Below are 13,717 nucleotides of genomic sequence, written 5' to 3' on the forward strand. Positions count from 1 at the left end.
CGCCTCTTCCCCGCGGCCGCGCCCGTCGCCCCGCTCGACGACCAGGCCCTGGTCGAGCACTGGCGGCGCAGCATCAACGACGCGGTGGGCTCGCATCGCGCGGCGGTACCGTCGCGGCAGTTGCCCACCGTCGACCTGTACGCCCCCGAGGAGCCGCCGACGCCGCGCGCCATGGCGCCGCAGGCCAAGAACGGTTGGTGGATGGGCGTCGCGGTCATCGTGGCGATGATGGCGGCGTCGGGCGTCTCGGCCGGGCTGCTTGGCTACGACCTGAGCGTCACGCTGGCCGCGACCACCGCCGCCGGCGGCCTGGTCACCGTGATCTGCGCCCTGGCCACTCGTGACCGTCGGATCCCCCGTTTCGTGTTGGCCGCCCTGGCCGCCTCGATCGTGGCGACGGGGTGGCTCGCCACCCAGACCGTTGTGGCTCCGGCCCCCACCGAGGACACCCAGGTGGTGCGCCTCGTCGGCAGGGAGGGCGTCGTGGACCTGAGCGGCCTGCAACTCGACGACCAGACGGTACTGCGCGTCGAAGTGGTCGCCTCCGACATCGAACTGATCCTGCCTGGACCGGTCGAGGCGATGACCACCACCTCGTGGCTGGCCGACGTCACCATGGCACCGGGAAGCCCCGCAGACGGTGGCACGGCGACCGGGGGTCTCCACATCGACGTCCATGCCCAACTGTCCGACGTGCTCATCAAGGAGTCCGCATGAACCGCCCATCCCTGGACATCGCCGCCCTGGCCATCGGCCTGGTGGCCGTCGGCTTCGCCGTCGTGCTCCTCCTCGCGGGGCACATCGCCTCGCCCCTCATTCAGCCGATCCTCGCCGTGACCCTGGCCGCAGCAGGCACGATCGGGCTCCTCGCAACACGTGGCCGCACCACCCACCGGAAGGAACAATCATGAAACTCACCCGCTCCCGTAACGGCATGATCGGTGGCGTCGCCGCCGGCGTCGCCAAGGCCATCAACGTCGACGTCACCATGGTGCGCGTCGCCTTCATCCTCATCTCGATCTTCGCCGGCAGCGGCCTGCTCGTGTACCTCATCCTGTGGGCGGTCATCCCCCGCGAAGACGGCGGCACCATCGCCGAAGAGGGCTTCGACAAGGCCCGCACCTGGTACGACGACCGGAAGAACCAGGGCCCCAAGGGACCCAACTACGACATCTGACCGCACAGGAAAACCCCCAAGCTGCAACGCAGCTTGGGGGTTTTCGTCACTCCCACTCGATGGTGCCCGGCGGCTTGCTCGTGATGTCGAGCGCCACGCGGTTGACCTCGGGGCATTCGTTGGTGATCCGGCTGGAGATCTTCTCCAGCAGTTCGTAGGGCAGCCGGGCCCAGTCGGCCGTCATCGCGTCGTCGGACACGACGGGGCGCAGCACGATGGGGTGGCCGTAGGTGCGGCCGTCGCCCTGCACGCCCACGGAGCGGACATCCGCCAGCAGCACGACGGGGAACTGCCAGATCTCGCGCTCCAGCTTGGCGTTGGCCAGTTCCTCGCGCGCGATGGCGTCAGCCTGGCGGAGGATCGCGAGGCGGTCCTCGGTGATCTCGCCGACGATGCGGATGGCCAGGCCGGGGCCGGGGAACGGGTGGCGCCACACCATGGCCTCAGGAAGGCCGAGCTGCTCGCCCACGGCGCGCACCTCGTCCTTGAACATCTGGCGCAGCGGCTCGATCAGCGTGAACTGCAGGTCGTCCGGCAGGCCGCCGACGTTGTGGTGGCTCTTGATGTTGGCCGCACCCTCGCCGCCGCCGGACTCGACGACGTCCGGGTACAGCGTGCCCTGGACGAGGAAGTCGATGCCACGGTCTCCTGCGATCTCGCGCGCCTTCTCCTCGAAGGTGCGGATGAACTCGCGGCCGATGATCTTGCGCTTCTCCTCCGGATCGCTGACGCCTGCCAGCGCGGTGAGGAAGCGCTCACGCTCGTCGGCGAAGACGAGGTCGACGCCGGTGGCCGCCACGAAGTCGGTGCGGACCTGCTCGACTTCGCCCTCGCGGAGGAGGCCGTGGTCGACGAACACGCACGTGAGCTGCGAGCCGATGGCCTGCTGCACGAGAGCGGCGGCGACGGCGGAGTCAACGCCGCCGGACAGCGCGCAGAGGACATGCTTGTCGCCCACCTGGCTGCGGACCGCGTTGATGGACTCCGTGACCATGTTCTCCGGGGTCCAGTCGGCAGTCAGCTTGGCGATGTTGAACAGGAAGTGTTCGATGACCTGCTGGCCCCACTGCGTGTGGTTGACCTCGGGGTGCCACTGCACACCGGCGAGCCCGCGCTCCCTGTCCTCGAACGCCGCCACCGGAGCACCGGCGGTACGGGCGAGGACCTTGAAGCCCTTGGGGGCTTTGCTCACGGAGTCGCCGTGCGACATCCAGACGTTGAGGGTGTTGGGCAGCGAGCCGAGCAGGCAGCCACCCTCGGCGATCGACAGGGACGTGCGGCCGTACTCGCGCTGGCCGGTCTTCGCGACCGTGCCGCCGAGGGCCTGCGCCATCGCCTGGAAGCCGTAGCAGATGCCCAGGACCGGGACCCCCGCGCTGAAGATGGCGGGATCGACAGAGGGCGCGTCGTCGGCGTACACCGAGGACGGTCCACCGGAGAGGATGAGCGCGGCGGGCTTCTGGGCCATCATCTCCTCGACGCTCAGCCTGTGGCTGACGATCTCCGAGTACACGTTGGCCTCGCGCACACGGCGCGCGATCAGTTGGGCGTACTGGGCGCCGAAGTCGACGACCAGCACCTTCTCGTGGGCAGTCATGGCGACGAGTCTAATGTCGTGGGGCGCCTCCGCCCTAACGGGGAGAGCCTCGCTCACCGACCGTGGACACGTCGCCAGCTCGTCGGGATAACCAGCACCTCAGCCGTGCCCTGGGAAATTCGTGGAGCCGAATTCCCTCGCCGGGGAATAATCCCCCCGTCAGCGCGGTTGGCGGTGGCATGAGCATTTACTCTGACGTCACGGCCCTCGTCGGTCGCACCCCCCTCGTGAAGCTGAACCGGGTCGCCGGCGACAACGCCATCGTCGCCGCGAAGCTCGAGTTCTACAACCCCGCCAACTCCGTCAAGGACCGCATCGGCGTGGCCATCGTCGACGCAGCTGAGGCCTCCGGCGAACTGCAGCCCGGCGGCACCATCGTCGAGGGCACCTCCGGCAACACCGGTATCGCCCTGGCCATGGTGGGCGCCGCCCGCGGCTACAAGGTGGTGCTGACCATGCCCGAGACCATGTCGCTGGAGCGCCGCGCACTGCTGCGCGCCTACGGTGCCGAGCTCGTGCTGACACCCGGCCCCGCCGGCATGCGCGGCGCCGTCGAGCGCGCCGAGGAGATCGCGGCTGAGCGCGGCGGCATCCTCGCCCGCCAGTTCGCCAACCCTGCCAACGTGGAGATCCACCGCACCACCACCGCCGAGGAGATCTGGAACGACACCGACGGCGCCGTGGACATCGTCGTGGCCGGAATCGGCACCGGCGGCACCATCTCCGGTGTCGGCCAGGTCCTGAAGGAGCGCAAGCCCAGCGTGCAGATCGTCGCGGTGGAACCGCAGGAATCGGCGATCCTCTCCGGCGGCCAGCCCGGCCCGCACAAGATCCAGGGCATCGGCGCCAACTTCATCCCCGAGATCCTGGACCGCTCCGTCATCGACGAGGTCCTGCCCCGCAACATCGACCAGGCCGTCGACTTCGCCCGCCGGGCCGCACGCGAGGAGGGCCTCCTGGTTGGCCTGTCCTCCGGCGCCGCACTGTCGGCCGCAGCCGAGGTGGCGGCCCGCCCGGAGAATGCCGGCAAGACCATCGTGGTCATCGTCCCGTCGTTCGGCGAGCGCTACCTCTCCACCGTCCTGTTCGAGGGCTTGATCGACAACTGATCGGCCAACTTTCCGCTTGAGACGAGGCGGCCGCTGCCGACAGGCAGCGGCCGCCCTAGTCTGAAGGCATGAGAATCGTCATCACGGGCGCCAGCGGCAAGGCCGGGCAGGCCACCCTGCGCCACTTCACCGACAACACCGACCACGACGTCGTGGCCACCGATCTCGCACCCCGCCCCGCCTGGTACGACGGCCGCTTCTTCAAGGCGGACCTGACCCAGGTGGGCGAGGCCATGGACCTCCTCGTCGACGCCGACGCGGTCATCCACCTGGCCAACATCCCGGCCGACAACATCCACACCGACACCCACACGCTCAACCAGAACCTGCTGATGAACACCAACGTGTTCATGGCGGCCTGGAAGCTGCGGTTGAAGCGCATCGTGTGGGCCTCCAGCGAAACCACCCTCGGGCTGCCGTTCGACGAGGTGCGCTACGTCCCCGTCGACGAAGACCACTACCCGCTGCCGAACTCGACGTACTCGCTCAGCAAGGTGATGACCGAGACGATGGCCGCCGAGGTGGCCCGCTGGGCCGGCATCCCGGTGATCGCGCTGCGGTTGTCGAACATCTTCACGGTGGACGACTACGCCATGCAGCCGTCGTTCGCGAAGGATCCAGAGGCGCGACGGTGGAACCTGTTCGGCTACATCGACGCCCGCGACGTCGCCCAGTCCTGTGAGGACGCGCTCACCGCAGACCTCACCGGCGCGCACTCCTTCGTGATCGCCGCTGACGACATCATCCTCGACATGCCCACGCGCGACGCCCTCAAGGCCATCCACCCGGACCTGACGGTGCCGGACGAGGTGGCGGAGTTCGGCACGTTGCTCAGCAACCGGGCCGCCGCCGAGAAGCTGGGGTGGCGCCCGCGGCACTCTTGGCGCGACGTCGTGGCCTGAGCCATCGGCGGCTACTTCTCGATGGCCAGCTTCTCGTCGACGGCGGGGAGGTAGTACAGCGCCAGCGAGTCGAGGATGCGCTTGACCTGCGCGAGCGATGCCTGGCGTTCCCCCTCCGTGGTGGCTCCGGCGGCGAGCCTGGCAGCCTTGCCCGCGCGGCGCGCATCCGCGCGGGCGTGTTCCGGGAAGTGGCTGAGCCCCAGACGTTCGGCGTTGGCCTGTGCCACGTTGAACGTCAGTTCCACCTCGGTGGCACGTTCGTCCAGTTCGTCGGTGGAGGTGAGATCCGTGACGTCGTCGAACGCCACCAACGCCGCCTCGAACTCGGCCGTGGCCGGCACCTTCGGGTCGAAGAGCGCCGGCGACTCGATGCGGTAGGCGATGTCGCCGCGCAGGCCCAGATAGGCGTCGCGGATCGCGTCGACGCGTTGGTAGGCGAGGCCGCGCCGGTCCGAGCCGGGCGTCGGCGGAACCCACAACTTGCCCGCCTCGCGCGTCAGCGCATAGGCGTGGATCGTCCCCATCGTCAGGCCCAGACGGTCCGGCGCCAGGAAGGTGAGCCGGCCGCCCTTCCAGAGCCGCCGCACGCCCATGGCGGCCGCGCCGGCGATCATGAACGACAGGTACAGAAACGACATCGGGTTCGAGTTCAGGCTGGTCAGGACCATGAACACGGTGGTCACGAGGGCGCTGGCCAGCAGGGCGGCGATGTTGCGCGGCGAGAACAGCTGGTCCTCGTGCCAGATCACGGCAGGCAGCACCATCGCCCGGGCACCGGAGCCCTCCAGGAGGGAGGCCGCCTGGGCCCCCAGGGACTCGCCGGGCTTCACGTCACGCTCGAACCGCTCGCCGTTGGGCCGCTGGATGCGCAGCTTGATCTTGTCTTTCTGTCCCCGCCGCGCGTCGACGACGACGGCCTCGTCGTCGTTGTAGAGCAGCACCGCGCCGGGCGCGAAGCCGGCCCACGTGGTGTCGGGCGGGACCTGCTGCCAGGTGGCGTACATCAGGAGGCCCGCCTTCCGGGGAGCTGCGGCGGGGTGCTGCCGGTGATGGCCCTGCGCGCTTCCGTCCCGGTGGGCAGGTAGTAGAGCGCCAAGTCGTCGAGGATCTCGACGGCTCGGCGCAGCGCTGTCTCCCGCTCCGGCGCGGGTGCCGCTTCATCGACGGCGAGCCTGGCGGCCTTGAGCGCCGTGGTCGCTCGGAACTGGGCCGCCTGCGGCAGGTGCGCCATCCCGATCCGCTCGGCGTTCGCCCGTGCGGCGGCGAAGGTTGCCCGCACGCGGCGGGCGAGCTCGCGCCGCTCGTCATCGCCGGCCACGCCGTCGTTGTTGTCCCATTGCAGCAGTGCGAGGGTGAACTCCTTCGACGTGGGCTCGTGGGGGTCGAACAGTGCGGGGAACTCGATGCGGTAGACGATGTCACTGAGCAGCCGTCCGTACTCCTCCTTGACGTCGTCGACCTCGATCTCCTCGGGCAGCGCCGGCAGGGGGAAGTCGATGGCCCTGACGTCGCCGTCGCCGGTCTCCACGGCCCAGTCGCGATACCGGCGGCCCTTCTTGAAGGCGTCCTGGGCCACGAGGATGATGGTGACGCCGAGCGCGAGGAACACGAAGCGGAAAATGCCGAACCCGTCGCCGACGCCGCCCAGGCCGGCCAGTGCGATCCCCACCACCCACGGCAGGTAGGACAGGAAGGTCTGCGCCGGCCGCAGTTTGGCCGTGACCTCGCCGCCCTCCACCTGGAAGGCCCGGAGCGGGCGGGCGGCCGACACGGTGGCCACGGCCTGCCTCAGGGTGCGCTCCCCGCGCACGCCCTCGAAGTCTGTCTTGCGGCCGTCCGGCAGGTACGCGGTGAGCGTGTGGGTGCCGCCCTGGGAGGTCCTGCGGATGATGCTCCGGCCGGCCTCCGTCTCGACGAGGAGGAGGCGGCCCAGCGCTGAAACGGGGCTGTCGAGGGAGATCTCCACCATGTCCACCCCTCGACGATACCGGTGCGGCAAGGCACGCCCGGCTGGAGGGCTCAACCTGCCGACGACGGGCGGCCCAGCCACTTGAGGCCCTCCCGCACCGAGAGCGGCGAGAGCCTGTCCGCATTGGCCGCGATGTAGGTGCGCACCCATGGGCCGTCGGTTTTGGAGTACTCGCGCAGCGCCCAGCCGATGGCCTTGCGCGCGAAGAAGTCGCCGTCGCTGATGCTGTGCTCGATCGCGTGCGTCAGCAGCTCACGATCGGTGGCCTCCCGGAACAACCGCTGGCAGATGATCGCGGTGCGCCGCAGCCAGAGGTCCTCCTCCTCCGCCCAGCCGCGCAGGAGCGGTGTCATGAGGGCGGGCTGGGCCCGGAGGAGCTCCCCCACGGTGCGGGCGGAGATCTCGTCGACGACGTCCCACCACGCCCCGGTCACGATGAGGTTTCGGAGCATGGCGATGTTCTCCGGTGAGGGCTCGAGGGCGAAGGCCCGGTAGCGACCGTGGCGCAGAACTGCGATGGCGGCGTACCACTCCTCGCGGTGGGTGGCGTGGTCCCAGAGATCGACGACGGCGGCGCGCCACCCGTCGGCCGACGCCAGCCGGGACCGGGACAGGACCGGCTTCAGGGTCGCCCTCAATGCAGGTGACGTCAGGCCGTAGTACGGCAGCACCGATTTCATGTACCGCTGCTGGCCGGCGGCGCGTGCCGGGTCGGCCTGGGCACGCAGCGCGGCGCGGATCTCGTCGGTCAGCATCGTCAGCGGAGGTCCCGGCGCGCGAAGAGCGGTAGCCCGGCGAGGATCAGCACGACCGCCATCGCGAGGAGCCACGCGGGCTGCCACCACTGCATGCCCACCTCGATCGGGGCGCCGTACAGGTAGGCGCGGAACGGCGACCACCATCCCCACTCCTCCCTGCCCGCCGCCATGAGGAGCGTGTAGCCGAAGTACGTCGCGATGGCCACGCCCGTGGTGCCCCAGACGACGAGGCCCGGGCGGCCGGTGGCAGCGGACAACACCAGGGCGAAGCCGCCGAAGGCCCAGCCGAGGCAGGCCATCAGGAAGCAGGCGGTCGCGACGTTCGCGAGTTCCACCTCGAGCCCGCCCAGCGCGTTGCCCGCCCACAGGCCGAGGAACAGCCCGACGCTGACCACCAGCACGTAGCCCGCCATGACCGCAGCGGTGGTCCAGTAGACGCGGGAGCGCGAGACGGGGGTGGCGAGCACTCCCGCGAGCCGCCCGGCGTGCTCCTCGCCCGCGATGCCGGCCGAGGCGGCTGCCGTGGCCAGCAGGATCACGGCAATGGGGGCCATCATGCCCATCGTTTCGATGTGGAGGAACCCGGCGGGGGTGGACATGTTGCCACCGCCGAACATCGCCACCATTGCCTCGGGGAAGCTCGCGGCGAACTGGTTGAGGTCGGCCTCCATCGACGAGTACAACGGGCCCATCAGGAGGCCCATCAGCGCGCCCATGATGAACGTCACCGTGATCAGCAGCGTGCGCTGGGAGGCGAAGCGCAGACCCAGGAGTGACTGGCCCCGACCGGTGGGGCGAACCAGTTTCCCGACGACAGGGAGCGCGTGGAGCCGCTCCTTCAGCGTCGCGCCGCCCTCATGCAGGCGGATCTCACGACCCGCGAATCCGATCACCCCCACCGCGATCAGCACCGCGGCGCCGGCCAGCAGCAGCGCGAGGTGGCCGCCGTCGACGCCGTTGACAAGGGGCTTCGACCCGTTGAACCAGGTCCACGGCACCCAATCGGCCCAGCCCTCACGCCACAGCGGCAACAGCCCGGCGCCGAGCCACCCCAGCACCATGACGCCGGCAGCTACCGCGGCCGCCAGAGACTTGCGGCCGGTGAGCGCGCCGACCGCGAACGCGACGGCGGCGTGGAACACGGTGTTGGCCCCGAGGTGGGTCATGAGGGCACCGAGATCGGATTGGCCGATGTCGATGCCGAGGGCCAGCGGCGCCAGCGCGCCGGCCGCCCAGATCACGACCGTCGCGGCCACGAGGAGCAGCACCATGGCCACCGCCCTGCTCAGGGCGTAGGCCGTGCGCGACACGGGCGCGGCCAGCACCAGGGGCAGCGTCCGGTTGCCCTCTTCGCCGGCCACGGCCTGGGCCCCGATCGCGATGCCGACGCCTGCCAGTGCCATCGCGCCGATGGCCCCGAGCATCTCGTTGTAGGCGAGCACGGACGCGTCCGCCTCCGCGGGGACACCCATCACGCTGCGGACGGCTTCCGGGAGCGCCTCGTAGATGCTCAAGTCGATGTCCTGGTAGACGATCAGCCCGAACACCAGCATCGCGGCGACGACTGCGGCGGCGGTCGTCAGGCCCCGCCACCCGTCGGCCAGGCCCTTGCGGAGGACCGCGGTGCTCACTTCGCGTCCTTGTAGTAGGCCAGGAAGATCTCCTCGAGGTCGGCATCGTTGGTGCGGAGGTCGCGCAGGGTGGTGAGGCCGGTGACAGCCCCCAGCAGCGCAGACATGTCGCCGTTGAAATCGACGAGGGCGCGCCCCGGCGTGAGTTCCACGTCGCGCACGCCGTCGATCCTGCGGAGGAAGCCTTCGTCGAGTTCGCCGTCGAAATCCAGCTCGATGCGGCGCATCTGCATGGCGCGGAGCGCAGCGACCTCCTCCACCGCGACGAGGCGACCTTGACGGATGATGCCCACCCGGTCCGCCACGCGCTCCACCTCTGACAGGGTGTGCGACGACAGGAAGACGCTGCGGCCGTCGTCGGCGACCTCGCGCATCATGGCCCAGAACTCGTGCTGCACGAGGGGGTCGAGGCCTGCGTTGGGTTCGTCGAGCAGGAGCAGTTCGGGCTTGTGCATGAACGTGGCGATCAGGCCGATCTTCTGCCGGTTGCCGCTGGAGAGTTCACCGACGCGCTTGTCGAGGTTCGCCTTGAGGCGCTCCACGAGTTGGTCGACGTAGCGCCAGTCGACTCCCCCGCGGAGATTGGCGAAGAACTTCAGGGTGTCCCGTCCTGTCATCGCCGGCCACAGCGCCAGGTCCGCCGGGAGATAACCCAGCCGGTTGCGGTGGGCCACCTCGCGCGGTGCGGCACCCAGCACCGTGGCCGAGCCCGACGTCGCGTTGAGCTCGCCCATCAGCACGCGGATGGTGGTGGACTTCCCGGCTCCGTTCGGGCCGAGGAAGCCGAAGACCTCCCCCTGCCGCACGTCGAGATCGAGGTCCACCAGCGCGGGGAAGGACCCGTAGTGCTTGGTGAGCTGCCGCGTCTGGATGGGGATCATGCGTCCTCCTCGGACAGTTGATCGATGGCCGCGAGGTACTGCTCACGGACCGCGGGTTGCAGGAGGCCGCCGAAGACCTCCAGGTGGACGCGCAGGTAGCGCGCGAAGCCGGGCTGGGTGGAGGGGTCTGCGCTGCGCAGGTCGATGCCGAAGTGCCTGCTCAGGTGGTTGTGCAGGCTGAGCGAGCCCAACCCGAACATCGTCAGCAGGACGGCCCGGGACCGCTCATCGTCGGTGGGCGTGAGCAGCCCGGCCTGAACGCCTGCCGCGAGGTAGTCGTCGGCGTCGTCGATCATCGCGTCGACGAGGTGGTTGATGCCCTCGGAATTGTCGGTGAGGCGCATGGCGAGGTAGCCCATGACGTGCTCGGAGCCGGTGGCCCGGAGCGCGGCCAGCGCGTCGAACCCGGCGCCCTGGGCGATGGCGTCCTCTTTGCCGTTGCGCACGAGATCCGCGACGTGTTGGTCACAGGCGTGCAGGAGCTGCCCCATGGAGCCGAAGTGGTGGCGGATGAGGCCCAGCGACACCCCGGCCAGGTCGGCGACGGCCCGCGCCGTCGCGGCCTTCACCCCCGATTCCGCGACGATCTCGATACACGCGTCGCGCAGCTTGGCGCTCGTCGTCCGGTCATCCATCACGATACAAGCGTATAACTACCTATACATCTGTACAAGGTGGCGCCCGGGATCACTGAACCAGGATGCTGGTCACCTCCCGTGCGACGAGGCCCGGGACGGCCAGAGGGATGCCGTGATCCTCGCCCTCCAGGAAGACCTCCCGGACCTCTCCCCCGTTCGCGCGGTACCGCTCAAGCACCGCCCGGGTCTGATCGACCATCGGCTGGGGAGGCAGCACGTCCTCGCCGGGCCAGCCGGGGATGGCGCCGAGCTGGCCGAGCGTGGCCAGATCGAACAACGAACCGTTGGCCACCACCTTGTCCTCCGAGGCGTGGATCCACAGCACCGGCGGCTTGCGTTCGAGGTCCACGATGCCCGCGGTGTTGTACCACCTGGGGCTCATGGTGTTGAGTACGCCGCGATCCCCTGTCGCCGAGCCGGGCCAGTTCTCCGAGGCCACCGCGTTGCCCGGGTAGAAGTCGTCTCCCGTGCGGATCTTGACCAGTTCCTGCGTGAGGAAATCCTCGTCCAGGTTGGCGTGGTTGGCACCTCCCCCGAAGTACGTGCGCATGATCACGCGGGGACTGGTCTGCGGGTCGCCCTCGCTGGTGTCGTGGGCCGCGAGCCGCGCGACGAACGCGGGGTTGGCCCCGCCGGCACCCGCACCGGCGTGATCGGCCGTCGCCGGTTCGCCGTCGGTTCCCTTCGTGCCGCCGTAGCCGTACGGCGACAGCGGTGCGATGAGGGTGACCGACGCCAGGTCGTCGCGGTATTCGAGCATCAGTTGCTGGAGGACCCCGGCGCCCATGGACCACCCGACGGCGTTGACCCTGCGCTGCCCCGCGAGACCCAGGTACGAGAGAAGGTCATGGAGGTCGTCGACCATGTCGCCCAGCCCGTGCCGGGCGTCGATGGGGAGGGGGTCGGTGTCGCCGAAGCCGCGGAGATCCGGCGCGATGACCCTCACGTCGGCGGCGAGGTGCTCGACGACGTACCGCCAGAAGCCGCCGCTGCTGAGGTTGCCGTGCACCAGCAGCAGCGGCGTACCGTCCATCGGACCGGCCGTCCACACGTTCTGGGTGAGGCGGTTGGTCCGGATCCGCTGCGGGGTCAGTTCGTTCATGGCGGGGCTCCTCGTCGTTGGGGGTGGGCCGCTGCCGCCAATCCTGACACCGCGTTCAGGTTGCTGTAAAGGGTGCGTTGCCGGCTCCTGACACAATGGGTCCGTGACCGACAAGAGCTTCTACGACCGCGTGGGCGGCTACGGAACCTTCCAACAACTCGTGCATGAGTTCTACAAGGGTGTCGCCGATGACGCCCCGCTGCGGGAGCTCTATCCCGAGGAGGACCTGGGCCCGGCGGAGGACCGGTTGAGGATGTTCCTCGAGCAGTACTGGGGCGGCCCGAAGACCTACCAGGAACAGCGCGGCCACCCCAGGCTGCGGATGCGGCACCTGGAATTCGCCGTCACTCCGCTGCAGCGCGACCGGTGGGTGCACCACATGATGAACGCCTGCGACACGCTGGATCTCGCTCCGGAGGACGACGCGGCCCTGCGCGACTACCTGGTGCGGGCGGCGGAGTTCATGATCAACTCCCACGACTGAGCCGGCAACCTCCCCCGAGGCCGCCGGCTCAGGGCGTCAGTCTGCCTGCTCCGCGGCGATCCGCTCGTGGTGGCGCACCACCTCGCTGACGATGAACGTCAGGAACTTCTCCGCCAGCTCAGGATCCAGCTCCGCGCTCTCCGCGAGCGCACGAAGCCGGGCGATCTGCTGGGCCTCGCGGCCCGGGTCTGCCGGCGGCAGCCCCGCCCTCGCCTTGAGCTCCCCCACCCGCTGGGTCACCTTGAAGCGCTCAGCCAGCAGGTGGATGAGGGCGGAGTCCATGTTGTCGATGCTGCCGCGCAGGCGCTTCAGCTCGTGGAGTGCTTCGTCCATGGGGATCCCCATCGTCAGAGCAGGATGAGTTCGATGCGCTGGAACGACTTGAGGTCGGTGTAACCGGTCAGCGCCATGGCCTTGCGGAGACCGCCAGCCAGGTTCATCGTGCCGTCCGGAACCCGCGACGGGCCGAGCACGACCTCTTCGAGGGTGCCCACCTGCTCGAAGAAGGAGCGCTCGCCCCGCGGCAACGAGGCGTGCCACGCCTCGGAACCCCAGTGCCAGCCGCGGCCGGGGGCCTCGGTGGCGCGGGCCAGAGGTGAGCCGACCATCACGGCGTCGGCACCACAGGCGACGGCCTTGGCGATGTCGCCGGAACGCCCGACGGCGCCGTCGGCGATGATGTGCACGTAGCGGCCGCCCGACTCCTCGAGGTAGTCACGGCGGGCCTCCGCCACGTCCGTCACCGCAGAGGCCATGGGCACCTGGATGCCCAGCACCGACGCGGTGGTGTGCGTGGCGCCACCGCCGAAACCGACGAGGACGCCGGCCGCACCGGAGCGCATGAGGTGCAGACCGGCACGGTAGGTGGCCACGCCGCCGACGAGCACGGGGGTGTCGAAGCGGTAGATGAAGTCCTTGAGGTTGAGGGTGTCCTCGCCGCCGACGTGCTCCGCCGAGACGGTGGTGCCGCGGATGACGAAGAAGTCCATGCCGGCCTTCTCGATGATGGGCGCGAACTCCTGCGTGCGGGCGGGCGACAGCGACCCGGCCACCGGGACCCCGGCCTCGCGGATCTCGGCCAGGCGATCACGGATGAGCTCCGCCTTCACAGGCTCTGCGTAGATCTCCTGCAGCCGCTTGGTGGCGGTGACCTGATCCGACTGCTGGGTGATCAGTTCGTACTGGGCCTGCGGATCCTCATAGCGGGTCCAGAGACCCTCCAGGTTCAGCACGCCCAGGCCGCCGAGCTGGCCCATGCGGATGGCCGCTGCCGGCGACATGACCGAGTCCATGGGGGCGGCCACGATGGGCACGTCGAAGCTGACGGCGTCGATCTTCCAGGAGAGGTCCACCTCCTCGTCGCTGCGGGTGCGACGCGTGGGCGCGATGGCGACGTCGTCGAAGCTGTAGGCGCGGGAGGCGCGCTTGGAACGCTCAAGCTCGTACATGTGGTTGTTTATACCTGTTCT

The 13,717-nt window shown here is 69.5% G+C and carries 16 protein-coding genes; 6 read left to right on the forward strand and 10 right to left on the reverse strand.

The annotated features are described in order from the left end of the window. From C3E87_RS03740 to C3E87_RS03750, 3 genes are all read left to right on the forward strand, one after another. On the forward strand, positions 1-717 hold a 717-nt coding region (locus C3E87_RS03740; RefSeq protein WP_158069038.1), incomplete at its 5' end, for a hypothetical protein. After that, positions 714-911 carry a hypothetical protein gene (locus C3E87_RS03745; protein ID WP_083665385.1) on the forward strand — a complete coding sequence of 66 codons (198 nt, stop codon included), beginning with the start codon at positions 714-716 and terminating at the stop codon, positions 909-911. The genes C3E87_RS03740 and C3E87_RS03745, both read left to right, overlap by 4 nt. Further along, positions 908-1,177 (forward strand): PspC domain-containing protein, encoded by a 270-nt coding sequence (locus C3E87_RS03750; RefSeq protein ID WP_083665386.1) that lies wholly within the window; start codon positions 908-910, stop codon positions 1,175-1,177. The genes C3E87_RS03745 and C3E87_RS03750 overlap by 4 nt, the downstream gene beginning before the upstream one ends. A 46-nt stretch (positions 1,178-1,223) precedes the next feature. Here C3E87_RS03750 and guaA read toward each other — a convergent pair whose 3' ends face one another. Further along, positions 1,224-2,774 (reverse strand): glutamine-hydrolyzing GMP synthase, encoded by a 1,551-nt coding sequence (guaA, locus tag C3E87_RS03755; RefSeq protein WP_076059576.1) that lies wholly within the window; start codon positions 2,772-2,774, stop codon positions 1,224-1,226. Positions 2,775-2,953: 179 nt separating this feature from the next. Here guaA and cysK point away from each other — a divergent pair, with 179 nt between their 5' ends. Continuing rightward, a complete protein-coding gene (cysK, locus tag C3E87_RS03760) occupies positions 2,954-3,883 on the forward strand; it encodes a cysteine synthase A (RefSeq protein WP_076059578.1) in 930 nt (309 codons plus the stop codon). A gap of 68 nt (positions 3,884-3,951) precedes the next feature. Beyond that, complete coding sequence (locus tag C3E87_RS03765) at positions 3,952-4,785, forward strand: NAD(P)-dependent oxidoreductase (protein ID WP_076059580.1); 834 nt, start codon at positions 3,952-3,954, stop codon at positions 4,783-4,785. Positions 4,786-4,796: 11 nt separating this feature from the next. Here the strand turns inward: C3E87_RS03765 and C3E87_RS03770 are convergent, their stop codons facing one another. From C3E87_RS03770 to C3E87_RS03800, 7 genes are read right to left on the reverse strand one after another with little or no spacing between them, the layout of a single operon-like run. Next, positions 4,797-5,789: a hypothetical protein gene (locus C3E87_RS03770; RefSeq protein ID WP_076059582.1), complete on the reverse strand. Its 993-nt coding sequence runs from the start codon at positions 5,787-5,789 to the stop codon at positions 4,797-4,799. Further along, entirely contained in the window at positions 5,789-6,754 is a 966-nt protein-coding gene (locus tag C3E87_RS03775) for a hypothetical protein (RefSeq protein ID WP_076059584.1), read from the reverse strand. The genes C3E87_RS03770 and C3E87_RS03775 overlap by 1 nt, the downstream gene beginning before the upstream one ends. Positions 6,755-6,804: 50 nt before the next feature. After that, on the reverse strand, positions 6,805-7,509 hold the full coding sequence (locus C3E87_RS03780) for a DNA alkylation repair protein (RefSeq protein ID WP_076059586.1): 705 nt from the start codon (positions 7,507-7,509) through the stop codon (positions 6,805-6,807). A 2-nt stretch (positions 7,510-7,511) separates the two neighbouring features. Then, positions 7,512-9,143, reverse strand: coding sequence for an ABC transporter permease subunit (locus C3E87_RS03785; RefSeq protein WP_076059588.1), 1,632 nt, complete (start codon positions 9,141-9,143; stop codon positions 7,512-7,514). Beyond that, positions 9,140-10,024: an ABC transporter ATP-binding protein gene (locus tag C3E87_RS03790; protein ID WP_076059590.1), complete on the reverse strand. Its 885-nt coding sequence runs from the start codon at positions 10,022-10,024 to the stop codon at positions 9,140-9,142. The genes C3E87_RS03785 and C3E87_RS03790 overlap by 4 nt, the downstream gene beginning before the upstream one ends. Then, on the reverse strand, positions 10,021-10,659 hold the full coding sequence (locus C3E87_RS03795) for a TetR family transcriptional regulator (RefSeq protein ID WP_083665387.1): 639 nt from the start codon (positions 10,657-10,659) through the stop codon (positions 10,021-10,023). Before C3E87_RS03795 ends, C3E87_RS03790 begins: the two co-directional genes overlap by 4 nt. A gap of 52 nt (positions 10,660-10,711) precedes the next feature. Continuing rightward, complete coding sequence (locus tag C3E87_RS03800) at positions 10,712-11,764, reverse strand: alpha/beta hydrolase (RefSeq protein WP_076059594.1); 1,053 nt, start codon at positions 11,762-11,764, stop codon at positions 10,712-10,714. A 103-nt stretch (positions 11,765-11,867) separates the two neighbouring features. On the opposite strand from C3E87_RS03800, the gene C3E87_RS03805 reads away from it, so the two are divergent. Next, positions 11,868-12,248, forward strand: a complete 381-nt coding sequence (locus C3E87_RS03805) for a globin (RefSeq protein ID WP_076059596.1) — start codon at positions 11,868-11,870, stop codon at positions 12,246-12,248. Positions 12,249-12,284: 36 nt separating this feature from the next. On the opposite strand, the gene C3E87_RS03810 is transcribed toward C3E87_RS03805, so the two are convergent. Next, positions 12,285-12,581, reverse strand: coding sequence for a chorismate mutase (locus C3E87_RS03810; RefSeq protein ID WP_076060148.1), 297 nt, complete (start codon positions 12,579-12,581; stop codon positions 12,285-12,287). Positions 12,582-12,595: 14 nt separating this feature from the next. Further along, on the reverse strand, positions 12,596-13,696 hold the full coding sequence (locus C3E87_RS03815) for a GuaB3 family IMP dehydrogenase-related protein (RefSeq protein WP_076059598.1): 1,101 nt from the start codon (positions 13,694-13,696) through the stop codon (positions 12,596-12,598). Positions 13,697-13,717 lie beyond the last annotated feature (21 nt).

Origin of the sequence: Tessaracoccus sp. ZS01, assembly GCF_022342445.1 — a bacterium.
Classification (GTDB): Bacteria; Actinomycetota; Actinomycetes; order Propionibacteriales; family Propionibacteriaceae; genus Arachnia.